Origin of the sequence: Algoriphagus terrigena DSM 22685 (genome assembly GCF_000429445.1) — a bacterium.
Classification (GTDB): Bacteria; Bacteroidota; Bacteroidia; order Cytophagales; family Cyclobacteriaceae; genus Algoriphagus; species Algoriphagus terrigena.
Window position 1 is genome coordinate 84,668 of record NZ_AUBW01000012.1, and the last position, 20,348, is coordinate 105,015.

At 49.0% G+C, this 20,348-nt stretch carries 18 protein-coding genes; 6 read left to right on the forward strand and 12 right to left on the reverse strand.

The genetic code is table 11. The features are described 5' to 3' along the window. Positions 1 to 384: 384 nt before the first annotated feature. Genes G459_RS0112360 through bshC form a run of 3 tightly spaced genes read right to left on the reverse strand, consistent with a single transcriptional unit; the run spans position 385 to position 3,034 of the window. Positions 385 to 885, reverse strand: a complete 501-nt coding sequence (locus G459_RS0112360; RefSeq protein ID WP_026967938.1) for a hypothetical protein — start codon at positions 883 to 885, stop codon at positions 385 to 387. A 21-nt stretch (positions 886 to 906) separates the two neighbouring features. Beyond that, positions 907 to 1,476 carry a 5-formyltetrahydrofolate cyclo-ligase gene (locus G459_RS0112365; RefSeq protein WP_026967939.1) on the reverse strand — a complete coding sequence of 190 codons (570 nt, stop codon included), beginning with the start codon at positions 1,474 to 1,476 and terminating at the stop codon, positions 907 to 909. After that, a complete protein-coding gene (bshC, locus tag G459_RS0112370) occupies positions 1,466 to 3,034 on the reverse strand; it encodes a bacillithiol biosynthesis cysteine-adding enzyme BshC (protein WP_026967940.1) in 1,569 nt (522 codons plus the stop codon). The genes G459_RS0112365 and bshC overlap by 11 nt, the downstream gene beginning before the upstream one ends. Before the next feature lie 195 nt (positions 3,035 to 3,229). Between bshC and G459_RS0112375 the strand changes: the two genes are divergently transcribed. The 4 genes from G459_RS0112375 (at position 3,230) to G459_RS0112390 (ending at position 6,293) form a co-directional block, all read left to right on the forward strand. After that, on the forward strand, positions 3,230 to 4,471 hold the full coding sequence (locus tag G459_RS0112375; protein ID WP_026967941.1) for a M16 family metallopeptidase: 1,242 nt from the start codon (positions 3,230 to 3,232) through the stop codon (positions 4,469 to 4,471). Then, complete coding sequence (gene ispF, locus G459_RS0112380) at positions 4,468 to 4,950, forward strand: 2-C-methyl-D-erythritol 2,4-cyclodiphosphate synthase (RefSeq protein WP_026967942.1); 483 nt, start codon at positions 4,468 to 4,470, stop codon at positions 4,948 to 4,950. Before G459_RS0112375 ends, ispF begins: the two co-directional genes overlap by 4 nt. Further along, positions 4,947 to 5,639: a tRNA (5-methylaminomethyl-2-thiouridine)(34)-methyltransferase MnmC2 gene (gene mnmC2, locus G459_RS0112385; RefSeq protein ID WP_026967943.1), complete on the forward strand. Its 693-nt coding sequence runs from the start codon at positions 4,947 to 4,949 to the stop codon at positions 5,637 to 5,639. The genes ispF and mnmC2 overlap by 4 nt, the downstream gene beginning before the upstream one ends. A 189-nt stretch (positions 5,640 to 5,828) precedes the next feature. Further along, positions 5,829 to 6,293, forward strand: coding sequence for a hypothetical protein (locus G459_RS0112390; RefSeq protein ID WP_026967944.1), 465 nt, complete (start codon positions 5,829 to 5,831; stop codon positions 6,291 to 6,293). A 58-nt stretch (positions 6,294 to 6,351) separates the two neighbouring features. On the opposite strand, the gene dnaN is transcribed toward G459_RS0112390, so the two are convergent. The 5 genes from dnaN to G459_RS0112415 all read right to left on the reverse strand — a co-directional run bounded on the left by dnaN (position 6,352) and on the right by G459_RS0112415 (position 11,870). Next, positions 6,352 to 7,476: a DNA polymerase III subunit beta gene (gene dnaN / locus G459_RS0112395; RefSeq protein WP_026967945.1), complete on the reverse strand. Its 1,125-nt coding sequence runs from the start codon at positions 7,474 to 7,476 to the stop codon at positions 6,352 to 6,354. A gap of 301 nt (positions 7,477 to 7,777) precedes the next feature. Continuing rightward, positions 7,778 to 9,469, reverse strand: a complete 1,692-nt coding sequence (gldG, locus tag G459_RS0112400) for a gliding motility-associated ABC transporter substrate-binding protein GldG (protein ID WP_035455813.1) — start codon at positions 9,467 to 9,469, stop codon at positions 7,778 to 7,780. After that, positions 9,466 to 10,185, reverse strand: coding sequence for a gliding motility-associated ABC transporter permease subunit GldF (gene gldF / locus G459_RS0112405; protein ID WP_026967947.1), 720 nt, complete (start codon positions 10,183 to 10,185; stop codon positions 9,466 to 9,468). The genes gldG and gldF overlap by 4 nt, the downstream gene beginning before the upstream one ends. After that, a complete protein-coding gene (gene gldA, locus G459_RS0112410) occupies positions 10,185 to 11,093 on the reverse strand; it encodes a gliding motility-associated ABC transporter ATP-binding subunit GldA (protein WP_026967948.1) in 909 nt (302 codons plus the stop codon). Before gldA ends, gldF begins: the two co-directional genes overlap by 1 nt. Positions 11,094 to 11,171: 78 nt before the next feature. Beyond that, positions 11,172 to 11,870, reverse strand: a complete 699-nt coding sequence (locus tag G459_RS0112415; protein WP_026967949.1) for an SDR family oxidoreductase — start codon at positions 11,868 to 11,870, stop codon at positions 11,172 to 11,174. A 147-nt stretch (positions 11,871 to 12,017) separates the two neighbouring features. Here G459_RS0112415 and G459_RS0112425 point away from each other — a divergent pair, with 147 nt between their 5' ends. Beyond that, entirely contained in the window at positions 12,018 to 13,310 is a 1,293-nt protein-coding gene (locus tag G459_RS0112425) for an amidohydrolase (RefSeq protein WP_026967950.1), read from the forward strand. A gap of 192 nt (positions 13,311 to 13,502) precedes the next feature. Here the strand turns inward: G459_RS0112425 and G459_RS0112430 are convergent, their stop codons facing one another. The 3 genes from G459_RS0112430 to G459_RS0112440 all read right to left on the reverse strand — a co-directional run bounded on the left by G459_RS0112430 (position 13,503) and on the right by G459_RS0112440 (position 17,988). Then, entirely contained in the window at positions 13,503 to 14,603 is a 1,101-nt protein-coding gene (locus tag G459_RS0112430) for a DUF4249 family protein (RefSeq protein ID WP_084454477.1), read from the reverse strand. Beyond that, on the reverse strand, positions 14,596 to 17,007 hold the full coding sequence (locus tag G459_RS0112435; RefSeq protein WP_026967952.1) for a TonB-dependent receptor: 2,412 nt from the start codon (positions 17,005 to 17,007) through the stop codon (positions 14,596 to 14,598). Before G459_RS0112435 ends, G459_RS0112430 begins: the two co-directional genes overlap by 8 nt. Before the next feature lie 162 nt (positions 17,008 to 17,169). Further along, positions 17,170 to 17,988 carry a purine-nucleoside phosphorylase gene (locus tag G459_RS0112440; protein WP_026967953.1) on the reverse strand — a complete coding sequence of 273 codons (819 nt, stop codon included), beginning with the start codon at positions 17,986 to 17,988 and terminating at the stop codon, positions 17,170 to 17,172. Positions 17,989 to 18,083: 95 nt separating this feature from the next. Here G459_RS0112440 and G459_RS0112445 point away from each other — a divergent pair, with 95 nt between their 5' ends. Then, on the forward strand, positions 18,084 to 18,608 hold the full coding sequence (locus G459_RS0112445; protein WP_026967954.1) for an NADPH-dependent FMN reductase: 525 nt from the start codon (positions 18,084 to 18,086) through the stop codon (positions 18,606 to 18,608). 3 nt (positions 18,609 to 18,611) lie between these two features. Here G459_RS0112445 and ftsZ read toward each other — a convergent pair whose 3' ends face one another. Next, the gene (ftsZ, locus tag G459_RS0112450; RefSeq protein ID WP_026967955.1) at positions 18,612 to 20,234 is read right to left on the reverse strand and encodes a cell division protein FtsZ; all 1,623 of its coding nucleotides are present in this window, start codon (positions 20,232 to 20,234) and stop codon (positions 18,612 to 18,614) included. Between the last annotated feature and the right edge of the window lie 114 nt (positions 20,235 to 20,348).

Consider the following 20,348-nt stretch of genomic DNA (forward strand, 5'->3'; position numbering starts at 1 on the left):
AGATAATTTGTTTGAATGGTCGGAAATTAGAATTATTTGGTAGCAATCGATATTGTTAACATTTCTTAACGCAAATGGTTGGATTTTTTAACATTAAGCAAACAATATTTTGAAAAAAGTAGGGAAAGGTTATTTTAAAAATTTTTCTTTTTACTCAAAATAAAAATTTTCTGGCAGATAAACCTGCATTTATGTAGTTTGTAAGAATATTATTCTATATAACCAATATTAAAATAGATATTATTTCGACAGTGTCAGAAAACCAATCTTAAAAAATTGTAATTTTCAAAAAATCAGAATTTAACGTTTCAAATATCCAATAAAATGCGTCATTTTTTGCTGAAAATTAAAAAACCGGTTCGTTTTACGACCGGTTTTCCATTTTCAAAAGGAATATCTTAAAGTGAAGGCTGCTTCATCCCACCAAAGCTTTGTGAAATCAACGAAATTATATGCTGGCTTCCAGTCAAAACTCAGATAAATGTTTGTATTGTAAAAGTTGTACTCCAAGCCCGCTATAAAATCGATGCCGTAGGCTGTGTAATCCTCTGTTCCCTTGTAGACCCAAGGCGGTTCTGCCTTCGGTTCTTTCCAAACTCCATAGTGCCCTCCACCTCCCAAGTACCATTCCATCCCCCGAAATTCCCGGATGTCCATGTGGTATTCATAGAGCAATGCAGCATTCCACCCCTTCCATCTGTTGAACACCATCAGTTCGACAGCCGACTGGTCTGTCACAAATCGCTTCACGGAACCTCCCAAAGAAGTGCCCGCACGAAACCCGACCATGGTGTTATAATACCCCTGCTGCGCGCTGGCTTGGGGAATAGCAAAGATTATCGCCATCATGCAGACGGCGAATGAGAGTAAAAGTGATTTTTTCAAGGACTAACGGGTTGATTCCTGTCAAAAAGTAAAAACTTTTTCGGGAGTAATGCAATAATCCAACCTGACATCGTGCGCGTCTGGCTGAATACTTTCTTCTGGCTCATAAAAACTAAGGCCTATTTTGATGACCTCCGGCTTCAACTTACCCAAAAACGAGTCATAGAAACCTTTTCCAAATCCAACCCGGTTACCGGCTAGATCGTAGGCCAAAAGTGGAACAAAAACCACCTCAATCTTACTTGGCGATACCATGATGGATTCCTGAGGCACCGGAATCCCCCACTCGTCTAGAAAGAAGGCCACCAGCTTTGGAAGCTTTAAGGTCTCCAATTCAGTCTCGCCCCGATTGACCTGGGACGTGTAGAGTGTCTTACCCAGCTGATCGAGCGATTCTTTGATATAAAAGGTGTTGACTTCATTGAACCGGTCGATCGGAAAAAACAGGTGAAAGTGCTGAAGGTCGCTTCTATCGGCCAGCCAGTCCAGAAACTGACTGTTGATGGCTTGGGACTTAGCCTCAATCACGGCGGGTTGAAGGCTTTTTCGCAACTGTCTGTACGCTGCGCGGAGATCTTGTTTATTTTTCATTGGTTTCCAACACCATCATGGTATAATCAAATGGATCAAAGCAGGCGATCAAGTCTTCGATCAAAGCGGGATTACTGAGATAAAATTGCATCATATTCACCACCCGCTCCTGCGGACTTCCTCCGGGTGCTGCAAATTCCAATACAGCCTTTGCCCGATCCAGATCCACTTGCAGCCTTCTTTCCTCTGCCTTTCTCAATTTTGCTGCCAATTGATCGAGAATCTTCAGACTGCGGACTTTTCCCGCTTCAAAGGCTGAGAGCAGACTCTTTTCCAGCGTAGCAGCTTCGGTCCCTTTTTTGTGAAAAAGTTCTGAAATAAGCTGCTTTTCCTCTTTCAAGAGGAAATCTACCTGACACTGCTGGGCAACGAAAGTTTTTTTCCAAACTTCAAAATCACCAAAGACATCAGCATGATTCCATCCAAGCTTACCAGCTTTCTCCAAAACCGGCCCGGCCAGTATCAACGCAAAATTCCTAGGCATAAGCACGGGAAACGGAACTTTGAAAAAGTCAAAGACTCCCTTCAGCTGCAGCCAGTAAACCACCTCGGCGGGGCCGCCGAGATAGGCGAGGTTTGGCAGGATCATCTCTTGGTACAAAGGCCGTAGCACCACATTTGGACTAAACCGCTCCGGATTTGAATCGATCAGGGATTTCAGTTCATCGGCAGAAAAGCTGATATCCGAGTTCGAGACCTGAAATCGCTCACCGCTTTGCTCTATCCGCTCGCGAAGCCCTTTCTCCAGATAAAACAAATTAATCTCCCGTGGGAAAATCTGGCTTTTATAGCCCAATTTCTCCAGGTCCTCCGTACATCTCCTAGCCTGCTCAAACGGTGCATTGGCAAACAAATCCGCAGCAATGACCGATTTGAAAAGGGATTTGAGTCCCGCATCATTTCCATCCACGACCACGAGTCCATACGCTCCAAAAAGCGCATTTACATATTTCCGCACAGCCTCACCCAGTGTTTTGCTGCTTTGGTAGGATTTCATGAATGCTTCCGGTGCAAAAGGGACTTTCTGAAGAAAGTCCCTGAACGACGCGTCCAATTCAAAATCCCCAACGGCGCCCTTCTGATCGCTGGACCATTGGTACTTCTTCCCGTCCAGCTTGAAGTAGTTGATCTCATCGAAGTCATGATCCTCCGTCGCCATCCAATACACCGGCACAAAATGGAAATCCGGATAGGCGGCCTGAAGCTGCTTAGCGAGATTGATCGTCGAGACCAGCTTATATATAAAGTAAAGCGGCCCCGTGAAAAGATTCAGCTGATGCCCCGTAGTGACCGTGAACGTTTTCTCGCTGAGAAGCGAGTCCACATTTTCACCGACCACTTCCAACACCTCCACACCGTGATACTGATTTTGTAAAGCTTGATGAAGGATGACTCGATTTTCCGGAGGAAAACTCTTGGCTGCGATTGCATCCCTGAAACTTTCCAGCCTCGGCAGATGTGAATAAAACGGCTTTAATGACTCCTTTCCCTCTATGTAATCCAAAAAAAATCTCGAAAACTGTCCCGTCTTATTCAGATCTACGCAGTGTTTTTTCATCAGAATGGGTGAAGTATGTTTGGGAACTCTAACTTAGCGATACGAACCAAAGTTCGGTTTTTTTTGTAAAAATCCGGACAACTTCTACAAATGGTAGCGATAAGGTGTAAAAAAGAAAAATCTCTCGTTTTCAAAGCTCTTTTACAATCTTATCCTGTCCTTTCAACGTAACAAAACACGCCAATCTCACCCCAAATGTTTCCCTACCACAGGTTTTTTCTCAACAACGGCCTTGAGGTGATCGTCCATGAGGACCACACCAGCAAGATTGCCGTTTTCAATTTACTCTACAAGGTAGGCTCACGGTTTGAACAGCCCGGAAAAACAGGACTGGCTCACTTTTTCGAGCACTTGATGTTCGGAAGTTCTGCCAACGTCCCCGTCTTCGACCGGGAATTGGAGCTGGTGGGCGGCTCCTGCAATGCCTTCACCAGCCCCGACATCACCAATTATTACATGACGCTGCCTGCTGCAAACATCGAAACGGCCTTTTGGCTGGAATCCGACCGCATGCTCCAACTGACACTGAGCGAGAAGACGATAGAAACTCAGCGAAAAGTAGTCATGGAAGAGTACAAACAGCGGTATCTCAACCAGCCTTACGGCGACGTCTGGCATCTGATGAGGAATATGGCGTATGAAACTCATCCCTACCGCTGGCCAACCATCGGGCAAAATCTTGCCGATATAGAAGGCTACACGAGAGATGATGTGTGGGATTTCTACCAAGGTCACTATCATCCCGGCAACGCGATCTTGGTTGTGGCAGGGGATGTCACACGTTCTCAAATCGAGCATTTGGCGAAAAAATGGTTTGGGCCAATTCCCTCCGCTCCTCCCGTGCCAAAAACCATCACTCCCGAGCTTCAACAGACCACGAAGCGATCCCTGGAGCATCAGTCCAAAGTCCCTACAGACGCCCTGTACAAAGTCTACAAAATGCCCGCCAAAGGCTCCCCCGGCTATCTGGAAGCGGACTTGATCAGTGACATCCTAGGCTCAGGCAAATCTTCCCTGTTGGAGCAAAGACTGGTCAAAAACGGAAAAATCTTCGCCTCGGTTGGCGGATACATCACGGGCTCCGTGGATCCGGGTCTGCTGGTTTTTTCTGGAAAGATGGAACCCAGCATCTCTGCCAAAGAAGCGGAAAGAGCCTTGGACGAAGCGCTTGATCAGTTTCTGACCGAAGAGATCCCGGAAAGAAACCTCCAGAAAATCAAAAATCAGGGAGAAGCCATGAAGACCTACGAATCCATTCAGCTCCTCAACCGGGCGATGAACTTGGCTTACTTTGCCCATTTGGGCAATCCTGAATTATATTGGCAGGAATTTGAAGAAAAATCGAAGATTGAAGCACCGCAAATCAAATCCTGGGCGCGAGACTTGCTCCGGGAAGATCAGGCTTCAGTTCTCTACTATCAATCGATCAAGCAATGACTCCATTCAGAATAGGTTTCGGATACGACGTCCACCAGCTGCAGCCAGGCTATGACTTCTGGCTGGGAGGCATCAAACTCGATCACGACAAAGGTGCCGTCGGTCACTCCGACGCAGACGTACTAATTCATGTGATCTGCGATGCCCTGCTCGGCGCCGCCAACATGCGAAATATCGGCTATCACTTCTCCGATAAAGACCCGCAGTTCAAAGGGATCGACAGCAAAGTCCTGCTCACAGAAGTGATGAAAATGATCCGGGAGGCCGGATACGAAGTCGGAAACTTGGACAGCACGATCTGCTTGCAGGTGCCTAAAGTGAACCCATACATCCCCGAGATGAAAACCTGCCTGTCCAACGTTATGAGCGTCGCCGAAGGAGACATCTCGATCAAAGCAACCACTTCCGAGTGGATGGGGTTTGTGGGGAGAGAAGAAGGCATATCCGCCTATTGCGCAGCCTTGATTTATAGAGTATGAGTGAAAAACTAAAAATCATCACCACGGGAGACGGATCCCATTCGCTCTATAATTCGGAGCTACAGGAGACCTATCACAATTCAGCGGGAGCATTCAGGGAATCGATCCACATCTACATGATCTATGGACTGGATTCCTGGCTGGCGAGGAATCCCCAAAAATACCCCATCCGGATATTCGAAATGGGATTTGGGACCGGGCTTAATGCCTGGCTGACCTTGGTCTGGGCGGAACAAAACCGCATTCCCGTGCTCTACCATACCATCGAGGCCTACCCGCTTGAGAAAGAAATCTACAGCCAACTGAACTACATCGAGCACGATCACAGCATCTGGCACTTCCACAAGTACTTCGAACCCCTCCACAACGCTCCCTGGAATGAAGGTGGCCCGGTTTCAGAATATTTCAATTTCAAAAAAGACAACGTTACGTTAGAGGAAGCACAACTTTACCCTTCGGACGTGGTGTTTTTCGATGCATTTGCCCCAAGCAAGCAACCGGAACTCTGGAAAAAAGAAACGTTGCAAAAAGTAACCGATGCAATGCGGCCAGGCGGCTTATTTGCCACGTATAGTGCCACCGGCCAGCTGAAGCGGGATCTCAAAGCGCTCGGCTTGGAGGTCGAAACTGTACCTGGTCCTCCGGGTAAGAAGGAGACAACCCGGGGCTGGAAAGGCAGGGGTCAGTGATCAGTTTTCAGAGGTCAGTTGGCAGCTTGGTGAGAGGTAAATAGTAAGTGGTCAGTAGTAAGTAATGGAAAACAGAACTTACTACTCACCATTTACTACTTACAATTTAATGAACACTGCGTCTGCTAACTGTTCGCTAAAACTGGCCTATATTTTGTTTTTATTGCGAAAATCAAAAACCAGGAAACCATGTTAAACCTTATTGGAGCGCTATTATTTACACTTTTCCAGGCTCCACAACTCGATGGAGCAAAGCTCGAACGAATGGTTCAAGAGCGGGATCAGCTTCATGCGGAATGGCGAACTTCCGAGAGCAAAAAGTCTGGAATCTTTGGCAACCGTACCAAAAAGGACATGATCGAGACTAATGAATGGCTGGAGCGGATTATCACCAAAGACAACCAGATCATGGATGAACTCCGGATGATCGGCTCGATCGAAACCACCACCATCACCCAAGATAAAGACGACTACAAGTCGATTACGCTCAAGCTAGAGAAAGATGTGCAGGCACTCAAGAGAGCAGTCGCTGAGCGGGACAAGGAGATCGAAAACAAACTGACTGAGCGACGAGCGATCGAATGGGCACTGGTGGTATTTTTCCTCAGTACCGTGGGACTCGGCTACTGGCTTTATCGGTTGAAAAAGGCCTAAAATAAAAAAAGCCTTCGTGTTCTGAAGGCCTTTCATGCTATGGTTTGTGGTTAATTAATTACACGTAGTTGTTCAACATCACCGGCATGACCAGCATCAGGATGTCTTCGTTTGCATCTTGCTCAGCAGGCAGGATCAAGCCTGCGCGGTTAGGAGCGCTAAATCTAAGACTCACTTCTTTGCAGCCTAGGTTGTTGAGCATCTCCACCAAGAATTTGGCGTTGAACCCGATCTCGATATCCTCGCCTTCGTGGTCGCAAGAGAGTCTTTCGTTTGCTTCGTTAGAAAAGTCCAGATCCTCTGCAGAGATCATCAATTCGCTACCGGTCAACTTCAATCTTACCTGATGGGTGGTTTTATTTGCGTAGATCGCGATTCGGCGAAGTGACCCAAGCAATTCCAGACGGTCAATGTTCATACGGTTTGGATTGTCTACCGGAATCACATTTTCGTAATCAGGATATCTTTCGTCGATCAGACGGCAGATCATCTTGATGTTGTTGAATTTAAAATATGCGTTAGACTGGTTGAATTCCACAGTGACGGGCACATTTTCGCTTGGCAGAGTAGATTTCAGCAGGTTAAGCGCCTTTCTTGGGATGATCAGGCTGGCTCCGTTTGGAGAAGCCACGTCGACCCGTCTGTAGCGGATCAGTCGGTGACCGTCCGTGGCTACAAAGGTGGTGTTGGTCGCGCTCAAGTTGATGTAGACACCGGTCATCGCAGGTCGGAGTTCGTCCGAGCTGGTTGCAAAGATGGTATTGGAAATCGCCGAAGAAAGCACCTCAGTGGACATGTCCACAGTAGTAGCATTGGATACAGTCGGGATCTTTGGAAAGTCTGTGGCATTCTCGCCGGCAAGTCTGTAGCGGCCGTTGTCGGAGCTTATTTCCACCGCATAGGTATCGTGATCGATGCTGAAAGTCACCGGCTGCTCTGGCAGGTTTTTCAGGGTCTCGATCAGAATACGCGCAGGAACTGCAATATTGCCATCCTCTTTTGCCTCCACATGAAGTTGAGTCATCATAGAGGTCTGCAAATCAGAAGCCGTGATGGTCAACACAGAATCTTTGATCTCAAACAGAAAGTTCTCCAAGATGGGAACCACCGGATTTGTAGTCACGACACCGTTGATGGCCGAAAGCTGCTTCAGCAAAGCAGAAGAGGAAACAATAAATTTCATATGATTATATTTTGTTTTTCAGTTGCCATATGGAATCTCGCATTGTTGATAGTCCTACCGGTATGTGACGTAATAGTCATGCTCGATTTCATATAATTATATTTTTATTTTCAATGGTCATATGAATTCTCGCAGTGCCGAAGATCATCCCTCAGTGTGAGGTTCTTCGTCAAGCTCGATTTCATATCGTAGGGCTTAGTATTTAGTTTTAATCCAGCGGGGGTAAATTTATAAATAAAATGCTAATTCGGTTGGTCGGAATTGGCTTTCCCCGAAATTTTCTAATCTAATTTTCCGAACCTCAGCTCGCTTGGTTTTTGGCATACCTGAGCTTTCTCAGATAAAGAATAACACCGCCGATCAGCCCCAGAATCACTACCGGAAGTATCACATTCAGGCCCTGCCAGAAGGATTTTTGCTGGGACACCTTCGTCTTGTCGAGCGGTCTGATCTGCAGGGAGCGGGATCTGGCAGCAATGATCCCCTCGGGGTCACTCAGGTATTGCACCAGATTTTGAAGCAATTGTTTGTTGGCATAGGTCGCCTGCGCAAATGGATCTTCTCCCAAAGTCAAGGGCTGATTTCCCTGCAAACTCATCTGGCTTTGGAACAAAGAGCCGTCGCCAAAAACAACCACTTTCCCTTTTCCGCTTTCGAAGAATGTCGTTTTATCAAATCCATCAGGGACGAACCTGTTTTTGAAAAGTGAGGTAAACTCTCCCTCCAGCAAATAGCCCAATGGTAAATTTTTAACTGAAAACTCAGCGACATTGGGCTCCAACTCCATATCCGAAAAAGCCACTCTCGACGGTGCGGGAAGGATTCTCTCATTTTCCGAACCAAAAATCAGGGGAGTCTTAGTGACTCCGTCTGCCTTCACAGTATCCAGACTGCTGGCGAATCGGAAATTTACCTGATCCAGTGTCTTGGTGATTGGATGGCTCTGAACCCGTCCAGCATTGAAATAAAATGGCCAAGGCAGAGGAACGAGCTGTTCTTGGTCACCAAAATTACCTCCCAGCACCGGGATGTAACTCAAATTCAGATCCTGAATCAGGTCTTTATTGATCCGAATGCCATATCTAAACAACAGGCGATCGAGCTCATTTTCCAACGGAAAGGAAAACGTCCCCTCACCTCCGGCCTTCGCCAGATCCACGTCTACCCCTTCTGCAGCCACGACGAGATTACCGCCCTGCATCACATACTGATCCAGCAGGTAAAGCTCCCGTTCGGTGTAGGTTTGCTTTGGTCCCAGGATAAAAACAATCCCAAACGAACTCAAATCGCCCGGCACCTTGGCCTGATCAAGGGGTACTTTGAAAACTTCGTACTGCCCGTCCAGCGCCTCCACCATCCCAAATCCATCGTCCTCAGAAAGTTCTCCGTGCCCGATGATCATCGCCACTGCGGTCTTCTCCGGATTTAACAGCTTTCGAATGGCATTGCTGAGCTCAAATTCGAGATTTTCTATCGATGTATTTAATATCTGATCGGGCGACATCCCTTGCTCGCCCTTGAGAACCAAGGCTCCTGTTTCGTATTCTTCATCACTGACCAAGATCCCGGGAAAGATCAACTGGGCTTGCTGACCTGCATTTTGACTCGTATAGACATTTGTAGGATTGATGCCATAGTCTGCCAGCGTGTAGATAAAATCTTCCTGAAGAGAATCGACCACGGCCAGGGGATCAAAGTACGAATAGGTGATAGTTTCGGAAGAATAAGCGTTGAAAGTCCGGACGGTTTCTTCGATGGATCTTTGAAGGCGACGCATACCGCCGGGCAGATTTTCGCTCTGCAAAAGGATATCTACATGGATCGGTCGATCCAGGCCTTCCAGCAATTCTTCGGTAGCGGGATGAAGGGAAAAGCGCTTCTCTTCTGTCAAGTCGATCCTAAACCGCAGAAATAGGCCAGACAAAAGCAGCAGCAAAATCCCTCCAAAAAGGATCAAAAATGGCTTTGCAGTATGGATTGCTGATTTCGTCATTTGTTTCTCAATACCAAAACAGAAGCTCCCAAAAACAACCACACCATTCCCAAGAGGAAAAATACATCCCGGCTATCCACCACTCCGCGACTGAGGCTAATGTAATGCCCGCTCAGACTCATCTCCTCCACCCAATAGGCGGCATCTCCGGTCAGCATCCCCGCCAAGGCCGTCAGCCCAAAGTATAGCACAAAGCATAGAAACACACCCAAGACAAAGGCTACTACCTGCTGTGAGGTCAGTGCACTCGCAAAAAGCCCCACCGCAGCAAACGTCGCCCCGATCATCAACAGCCCAATCCAACTTCCAAAGAATCCCGCAAGGTCAAGGTTGCCGACAGGATCGCCTAGCTGCACGATGCTGTAGGCATAGAGAAGTGTCGGCAACACGGCCAGGAAAACCAAGGCCAGCAAAGCAAGGTATTTTGCCACGATGATCTGAACCAGAGAAAGCGGTGAGGTTCGCAAGAGCTCCCAAGTACCGCTCTTCCGCTCCTCGGAAATCGTCCGCATAGAAATGGCCGGAATCAAAAATGTGAAAACATAAGGCGTGTAGGAGAATAAGGACTCCAGATCGGCAAAGCCGTAATCAAGCACCGAGCTCTCAGGAAAAACCCAAACGATCAATCCCAAGGCCACCAGAAACAGCGCCAAGATCAGGTAGCCGGTCAGGCTTCCGAAAAAGGCGTTGATTTCTTTCAAAAAGAGGCTTTTCATCAGGCGTTGGTGATTTCTCTGAAGAGCGTCTCCAGGTTTTTCTTGCTTTGGTTGAGGCTGTTGAGGCTAAGCGAGCGCTCGGCAATCTGCTGCATCAAAATCTTTCGGGTCTCAGTCGGCTCGGATGTCACGATGATCAATTCCCTTTTGTTTTTTGCGCCAAACCGAACTTGCCCAAGCGCTTCAAACCATTCCAGCTCAAGTTCTTCTTCGGTTTCCAAGATCAGTTCAGTCTGCCCCGAACCAGCCCTCAGCTCAGACAGCGGGCTGGCAGCAAGTACTTTCCCCCGGTTGATGATCACCACATCCTGGCAGATCGCTTCCACCTCCTGCATGATATGAGTGGAAAAAATCAGAGTCTTATCTTCCGCAACTTCCCGGATCAGATTGCGAATCTCTACCAGTTGATTGGGATCAAGGCCAGTAGTTGGCTCATCCAAGATCACCACTTGGGGATCATGGATCAGTGCTCTGGCCAAGCCTACGCGCTGACGATAGCCCTTAGACAGCTGCCCGATTTTCTTGTGTTGCTCGGACGAAAGACCGGTTTTTCCGACCAGTTCGTTGACTCGATTTTGGATCAGGGATGACTTCATGCCGTAGAGACCTCCGGAAAATTCGAGAAATTCCCTGACATAGAGATCCAGATAAAGCGGATTGTGCTCCGGCAGGTACCCGATTTTGGGACTGATCTGATGGGGGTGTTTCAGTGCATTTTCTCCCAAGATCTCCACCGAGCCTGAATCTGCACTGAGATACCCCGTGATGATCTTCATCGTGGTGGATTTCCCTGCGCCGTTTGGTCCTAGGAAGCCCAGAATCCGCCCTGGCGAGGCTGAAAAACTCACCTCATCGAGTGCTTTTTGGGTACCGTAAAGTTTGGTTAGCTGAGAAACTTGGAGCGACATGAATGATTTTTAGTCACTCAAAAGTAAGGAAAAAAAGCAGCTTGCATAGACGGTTTGCAGTCTCTCTCTGAAAACCGCCTACTTCTTCCCTCTCGGTCTCAGCGGTCTGCACTCCACATCCGCCACAAAATAGTTTGGATGGGTTTCCAATGTCTGGACAATTGTCTGAGCCACACCCTGAGGACGCATCATGTGTTCATTTGCCTCCGCCCCGTCGATATTGTCAAAGAAACCGGTTTGGGTTGAGCCTGGATAGATCGTCGAAACTTTGATCCCAAAGTCCCGGAGCTCCATGTACATCGAGTGGGAAATCCCCCGTACCGCGTGTTTTGTGCCCGCATATCCGGCCAGATTTGCGACTCCGTTTAACCCGGCAATCGAGGACACATTGACAATATGACCCTCGTCGGCGGCTTTCATCCCGGCCACAAGGCGCTTGCTGACATAAAAAATCCCGTGGACGTTCGTATCAAACATCGCCTTCCAGTCTTCTGAGGACATGGTCTCGAAACTTCCGGCCACTCCAAACCCAGCATTGTTTACCAACACCCGGATGTCGAAACCCAGTTTGCCGACAGTCGCCAAATAAGCCTCCTCCACTTGCTCTTCGACCGATACATCACAGGAGAAAAAGTGAAAATTCTCATGTGAAAACTCAGGCCTATTCCTTCCCCAGCCTGCGACGATGGTACCTTTTTCGAGTAAAAGTTTGACCAGCTCAAGTCCGATTCCTTTGCTGACGCCCGTGACGACGGCGACTTTATTTTTCAGTTCCATAAAATAGCGTTTCCAATACAAAAGCATATCGAGCGAAAAAGTTCTTCATTTCCCGATTTTACACCTCGGTAAAACGATATATTGGCTTCCTTTCTTATTTTCAACCAACCAAATAGCCACTTCTCTAAACCATCAACCTCACTTTCCATGAATAAATTGATCCTCCCGCTATTCCTTTTGAGTGGTGTAGCAATGGGACAGACCTCACTCCGCCCCAAGATTGACACAAAAGCCGCCTCCATCGAGGCCAAAGTCGTCGAGTGGAGACGCGACATTCATCAAAATCCAGAACTTGGCAACGCGGAGACTCGCACCGCCAAGATGATTGCTGAGCACCTCCGTGCCTTGGGCATTGAAGTTCAAGAAGGAGTAGCGGTCACCGGCGTAGTCGGAATCCTTAAGGGCGGAAAACCCGGCCCAACCGTCGCTCTTCGAGCCGATATGGATGCTCTGCCAGTGACTGAGCGCGTGGACTTGCCTTTCAAATCTACCGTCACCGCAACCTACAACGGCCAGGAGACGGGTGTCATGCACGCCTGCGGACACGACACACACGTGGCGATCCTAATGGGAGTCGCGGAAGTATTGGCGGGGATGAAAAGCGATCTCCAGGGGACGGTCAAGTTCCTTTTCCAACCTGCTGAGGAAGGAATCTATCAGGAAGGCGTGACTACCTGGGGTGCCAAGCAGATGGTGGAAGAGGGAGTCATGAAAGACGTCGACGCGGTGTTTGGCCTTCACATCGGTTCCCAGATGGAAGTCGGCAAGATCGGCTACCGCTCGGGACCGGCGATGGCAGCTGTTGATAACCTGGAGATCACCGTACACGGTACACAGGCTCATGGCGCTTCTCCCTGGTCTGGTGTAGATCCGATTGTGACCTCGTCACAGATCATCACCGGATTGCAGACGATCCTCTCCCGTAATGTGAATATCACCGAAAACCCCGCAGTAGTCACTGTGGGTGCGATTCACGGGGGCATTCGCCACAACATCATCCCGGAAAAAGTCGAAATGATCGGCACCATCCGGACCTTCGGCGAAAAGCAGCAAGACCTTGTCCACCGCCGTATCACCGAGATCGCCACCAACATTGCCGAAAGTGCCGGTGCGAAAGCAGACGTGAACATCACAAAGCTCTATCCCGCCACGATAAATGACCCAGCGCTGACCGCGCAGATGGCTGCTACCGTACTTGCTGCGGCTGGCGAAGGCAACGTCATCACCAATCCACCCATCACAGGTGCGGAAGACTTCAGCTTCTTCCAGCGTGAAAAGCCGGGATTGTTCATCTCGCTCGGTGGGATGAAAAAGGGCGGCGACCCGACCAAAACCCCTTCTCACCACACCCCTGACTTTTACATCGACGAAGGTGGATTTGTATTGGGCATGCGTGTGATGAGCTACTTTGTGGTGGATTACATGGGAGCGAAAAAGTAGATCGCAGACGCTAGATATTAGACGCTAGATACTAGAACACCCCTCTTCGGTCTGACCGGAGAGGGGCTTTTTTTGAAATAAAAACCTCTATCAACGGAAAAAAGTAAGAGTTGAAGACTTACCACTTACTAAAAAAAGCTTTGCTAACAACGCTTTCAGGCTTGCGACTTCCCACCCTATACATATATCCTCTCATTGATCAAACCACCACTCAGGAAATTCCATGATGCTGTTTGGAAACTCGTTACAGCTAAGACAGGTGGGCTCGTACTGGTCCCTCGCTTTCCCAGGTTCGTACGCGCATACTTTTTCCAAAAAGAAAGGTACATCGGCCGAGGTGGAGTAGATCCGGGTTAGTTTTGCCTTGGATACTTCGAAATAACCAAGCACTACCTCATCAGGATCGTGCACGCTGTAGAGGTTTCCTTTGATCGGAGCCGGTGGAGTATCGAAAACTGACCCCGAGTTGTTGACCAACTCACGCACTCTTCTCCAGTATTCGTAGGCATTTTTGGATATGCTCAGTTGGCGCACATTAAAGTAGTGTCGACTTAGAAACGACTGATCCACCAATTTCTTGGCGAGGATCTGAGTCGTCTTTGCTCCGGGGGCATTGAGTTGATCCCCGTTGACCAAAGTAATCCTTTCGGGTTCGGGAAAGCCGAATACGACACAGACCGGCGGCGGCGTATTAAATGGATTTGGAAAAAAAGTCAGATCCCAAAAATACGCCTCATCCACTGCCCATCGAAGGTAATAATTTCCGACCTGATCAGGAAGGGTAGCCTCAGTCCGAATCACGACCTGAGCGGCCTCCGGATTGTCATTCAGTCTCGTTCGCTCAAACGAAAGACTCAACTCATCGGACCCGATCACCTCGGGGATAGCCTGTGGCTCTGATTTGTACAGCCAACTTCCAGACGCAATCTCCAGGACATACCTGGCATCCGAGGACTGATGCAGAAACCCGTGAAGTTCGTATTGGCCAGGTTTCGTCTGTTGGTATCTCCAGGTATTTCCGGACGTTATGTCCACGAGTTGAACTTCAGCCGACGGGTAGGGCCGCGGCTTATCGTCCAAAACGTAAATGCTGTCTTCAGTCATCAGCGGCTCCCGAGAATTGGAAGTGGTCACCGATAAATAGACTATTTGAGGTTCATCCAAATCCGTCAGAAGTCCCGACACAATCAGCCGCTCCCTATCTGGCTTGTCCAGCTTGAAATCAATTCGCTCGACGCAGGAATTGAAAGCCAGCAAAACGCACATCAAACCAAAAACCCCGAACCTATTCATTGCTGCCTCCGAATTTAATGCTGTAACTAATGGATGGAAAAATCGAACCCAATATCGCCAGACGGTAAGGCCTGAGCTGCTGGGAATCCCCGTCTTTCTTCCAAAAAACCGAGTAGGCGTTCTTCCTTCCAAACAAATTATAGATACCAAAATTCAGACTGTCCCCCTTCTTGGAGAAGACCTTCTCCACCGTGTAGGAAATATCCACGCGGAAATAATCCGGAATCCGGTACTTGTTTCGTGCGGAATAATCCGGCACCACCAAGCCCCCATTCAAGATATAGGAAGCATTGACCGCACTTACCGGCCTTCCGGTAGCATAGTTGACCGAAAAGCTGAACAACCCGCGTGGATACATCTTGCGGCTCAGGATGAAATTAACCTCGTGTGGCTTGTCATAGTTGGAGGGAAACTGCTCGTTGCGATTGATCTGCTCATCCTCAAACTCACTGACTGAGGTGAAAAACGAACGTGAATAGGTATAAGCCAACCAACCGGTCACGACTCCCAGATTCTTCTTGATGAGAAATTCCGCACCATAGGCCTCGCCGTCACCAAAGACCAATTCCGTTTCCATATGGGGATTCAGAAAGATCTGCGCAAAATCCCTATACTCAACTTGGTTTTGGCTGATCCTGTAAAAGGCGTCGATGGAGTATTCCCAGGTGTTATCCTTCGAATTTTTGAACAGGCCCAGGGAAAAATTATCCGAGCGCTGTGGCGGAATATAAGTGGTGCTCAACTGCCAGAGATCGATCGGAGTCGGCCCAAAGGTATTGGAGATGGACTGGATGTACTGGAAAAGCCGCGCATAGCTCAACTTAAGCGAAAGCGTTGGAGTGATATTTTGCCGCAGTGAAAACCTCGGCTCCAGCCCGGAGTAGGATTTGATCTTTCCGGAAGGGAAGGGAGTTTCACCGATAATTTCCGACTCATTGATCGGTGCATTCTCATTGTAACTGTAAACGGTGTCTGGGCCCAATTGGGAATATCCCGAATAGCGCAGGCCTGCCACAAAGCCGGTATTCTTCCCGAGCTCATACTCCAGTGACAGAAATCCGGAAAACTCCGTCCCTCTTTCTTTGCCCACTTGCTCCTCCTGTACGCCGGATTCTCCGTTGAAAGGCAACATCCGCTCCGGCTTTCCTTTGTAGTAAACACCCTCCACACCACCTGTCAGAGCCAAATCCTCATTGGCCCAGGTGGCGGAGAATTTCCCCTGCTGGTACCGCATCCCATTCTCCACGCGGGCCGCATCCACTCCGGAAGGATCAAAAAAGGCATTGTCAAAGTTGCCGTCGGCCACAAGTCCCGTGACAGAGATGTTCTCAGACAGCACTCCTTTGTACCGCAGCGAACTGATCCGGTTTGCCCAATCGTACCCAAACTGATCCGAAAACTGAAAATCGTCTCCCGTGACCAGGGTATTCGCCTCAAGGACATGTCCTTTTCCCAAATCCCAATTGACACCCATATACCCATCGTAGAAATTCAACTTACTGTTTTGGATATCCAAATCCCTCGCCTGACTCAGCAGCCAGTTGACATTCGATAGTCTTCCTCCCAAAATCACCGACACTTTGTCCTTCATCAGAGGTCCCTCGATCAGGATTTTGCCGTTGGAGGTTCCCACCCCCAGCTGACCCTGCCAGCTTTCCTTGCTTCCCGGTCTCATCTGGATATTGAGCGCCGAGCCTGCCCGGCCTCCAAAATTGGCGGGGAGATTTCCCTTGTACAGCGTAAAAGTCTCAGTCACGTCTGTATTGAATCCTGACAAAAACCCGAGCGCATGATTGGAACTCAGCACCAAGGCTTCGTTCATCAGGAGAAGGTTTTGATCTGCTTTGGCTCCCCGGACGTTGATGCCTGAGGTACCCTCGCCCACCGAACTTACTCCGGGCAGGAGCTGGAGGCCCTTGAATATATCTGCCTCGCCGAGAAATGCAGGAATCGCCCTCAGCTCCGTGGCAGTCAACTTGGTAATGCCTGTGATCGGATTTCTGACGTTCCGGTCAGGTTCATCTGACATGACTACGACGCCCTCTAGCTCAAAAGATTTCTCGACCATTTGCAGGTTGACGACCCCATTGTCATAAAGCTGGATTTGGGTGAAAATTGGAACGTTGGAGATATGCCTAAAAGCTACCCGATGGTCCCCCGGTGCGATCGGAATGTAATACGTGCCAAACCGGTCTGTGCTTACCCCGGTAAACAGCCCGTCCACATGGAGACCTACTCCTTGGACAGGTTCGCCGCTCTCCTTTAAGGTGATCTTACCCGTCAGCACGTAAGTTTGGGGATGGATGCCGTCTATTTTTCCAAAGGAAAAAGAAAGGGAATCTGTCTGAGCCAAAGCACCATAGCCAAACCCGGTCAGCAGAAAAAAGAGGAGGATTCCCTTCATATCCACCTAAACTACAAAATGTATTGAAACTTACTAATCGTAATAGACAAAAGGGGAAATGCAGTTATGAGCAAATCGGTATTGTCAAAAAAGCCCAGAGGTTAGGCTCCGGGCAGTAAGTTGAATGAAATTTTTGCAAAAATTGTCCGACCCTTTCGCTCTCTAAATTTTGGCTACCAGCTCTCGAATAATCAAAGCCATCACCGGCTCGGCTTTGGCGGCGGCGGCGAGGACATCTGCGATGGAAACTTTGTGGATTCTGCCTTCCACACCGAGATCGGTGATTGCCGAGATCCCGAAGACCTCCATCCCGGAATGACGCGCCACCAAGACCTCCGGTACCGTACTCATCCCCACGGCATCTCCGCCAATGACCCGAAAGTACCGGTACTCCGCAGGCGTCTCCAGATTGGGGCCCTCGACCCCCACATAGACGCCGCGGTGCAGCTTGATCCCGCGACTCTCGGCGATCACGAAGGCTTTCTCCATCAGATCCACCGAGTAGGTATCGCTCATGTCTGGGAATCTTGGCCCGAGCTCATCGTAGTTTTTTCCCCTCAGCGGGTTCTCCGAAAACATGTTGATATGGTCGCTGATGATCATCACATCGCCGACTTCCTGAAGTGGGTCGAGCCCACCGCAAGCGTTGGAGACGAGCAGGGTCTCAACGCCGAGTTTTCTCATCACCCGCACGGGCAGCGTCACTTCCTTCATGGAGTAGCCTTCATAGTAATGGAATCTGCCTCGCATGGCCACCACTTTCTTTCCCGACAGGGTCCCAAAGATCAACTTGCCAGAGTGGCTCTCAACGGTGGAAAGCGGAAAATGTGGGATGTCTTTGTAATCTATCTCCAGCTCGACATCGATCTGATCGCCCAGACTTCCGAGCCCTGTGCCCAAAATAATTCCAATCGGAATGGCGGAAGGATGTAACTTTTGGATAAATGAAACAGCTTCCTGAATTTGCTTGAGGTAGTCCATGATTTTTGCCTGTTTTTCGGGTAAAGATAGAAGATTGGCTCAGGCGCAGAACTTTTCACAGGGCATGCTTGTATAGGAATCAGAAAATTTACCCCATGATCAAAATTATCGTAGGAACTAACCGGAAAAACTCAGTTTCGAAAGTCGTCGCCTTACTCTATCAGGAGATCCTCAGAGAAAGAGGAGCGGAATCGGAAATATTGGAGTTGGAGCATTTGCCGGCGGATTTTATCGAGACGGCGCTGTATGAGAACAACGGGAGAAACGAAGGCTACAACGCCTTCCACAGCAAGGTAAAGTCCGGGACAAAGTTTGTGTTCGTAGTCCCCGAGTACAACGGATCCTTTCCCGGCATCCTGAAAACCTTCATCGACGGGATGACCTATCCGAATACCTTCCGGAATAAAAAATGTGCTCTGGTGGGAATATCATCAGGAATAGGCGGGGGTGGCATCGCTTTGAGCCACCTCACCGACATCTTCCATTATCTGGGTATGAACGTCCTCGCTCTCAAGCCGAAGCTTGCTAAAATCGAGCAAAATATGTCAGATAACCTGCTCACCAACAGGCTTTATTTGGACTTGCTCCATACCCAGGCAGACATGCTGCTTGAGTTTTAGGACTTAGTCCACATTGTCATGCAGGAACCTGTTGTTGCCGAGAATCTCATTCTCTTCGCTCAGGTTGTACTTGCTGACAGTAGGCTCTGAACTGTGCTGCGGCTCATTGAGCACGACATTCTTGCGCTGATACGCTGGCACGCTCATTTTTTCCTTCAACTCCTCAGGACTTGGGTTAAAAGCGCGGTTACCACGCAGTTTTTCAAATCGCTCATGCGCGCGCTGAATCGCCTTTTGCTTCATTTGCTCATAGTAGTCGTTGGCAAAAGCCTGCGGTACCGGCTCCGACTCTTTAGGCAAGGATTCGGTTTTCTTCACCGGCTCCTCTTCGAGTTGGAAAACGATCTTCTCAGGCTCGACAGCCTCTGCTTTCGGCTCTTCTGCTTCCTCCTGCATCGGGGAAATCTTGAAGACAAATTCCTCATTTTCCTCGGTCACCGGTTTGGCCGTTGGAGCTATCGGAGCTTTCGGAAAGTTGAATGTAAAGGTAGAGCCACCAGAAATCGGTTCTTCTTTAACTTGCTCACTCTTCCCTGAATCCAGGTTAATGACTGTCTTGACCACGTCGGGAGTAGCCACAAGGGTGCTTGCGACAGGATTGGCAAATGCAGATACCGGAGCGGCAGACTCTCTGTTTCTCGGTTTGTCTGTCAGCTTGTCCATCTCGAAACCAGTCGCAATGACGGTCACACGGATAGCCTTGCCCAATTCCGGATCGATACCTTGACCGAAGATCACCTCAGCGTTGTCGCCGGCTTTCTCCTGGATGTATTCGGTGATTTCGCTGAGTTCGTCCATAGACAATTCCTCATCTTCGCCGGACATGATGGAAAGGAGGATCTTCTGAGCGCCTTTGATGTCCACATTGTTGAGCAAGGGTGAAGAGATAGCAGCTCCGGCAGCGCGGATCGCACGACCTTCGCCGTCTTCGGTAGAAGAGCCCATTACGGCAGCACCGGCATCTTTCATTACGGTCTTCACATCTTCGAAGTCCACGTTTACATCCTGATGGATCGTGATGATCTCGGCAATTGACTTGGCTGCTGTAGTCAGGATATTGTCTGCTTTGCTGAAGGCAGTGCGGATTGCCAGGTTACCGTAGATCTCTCTCAGCTTGTCATTGAGGATGACCAGCACGGTGTCGCAGTTTTCACGGAGAGATTCAATCCCCTGCTGCGCTACCGACATTTTCTTTTTGCCCTCAAACATGAACGGAGCTGTCACAATACCGACAGTCAGGATGTTCAGTTCTTTGGCGATACGGGCTACGACAGGTGCTGCACCGGTGCCGGTACCGCCGCCCATCCCCGCAGTGATAAACACCATCTTGGTGTTGTCAGCCAGCAGTTCGCGGATCTCATCTTCCGATTCGATGGCTGCATTTCTGCCTTGCTCAGGGTTGGCTCCAGCGCCGAGTCCTTCGGTCAGGTTGGCGCCCAGTTGCAATCTCAAGGGTACCGGGCTGGACTTCAATGCCTGCGCATCGGTATTGACCACGACAAACTCCACATCTTTGATGCCTTGGGCATACATATGGTTCACGGCGTTGCTGCCGCCGCCTCCCACGCCAATTACCTTGATGATGGATTTTTGGTTTTTGGGGAGGTCAAATCTGTAATCTTTCATGTTATCTGACATATTTATTGGTTTGGTGAAATTCTGCTGTTGTTAATTTTCTATCAAAAAGGGTAAAGGAGGAAGTAATCTGCAGTGCCGACTACCTCCCCAATCATAAGCCCT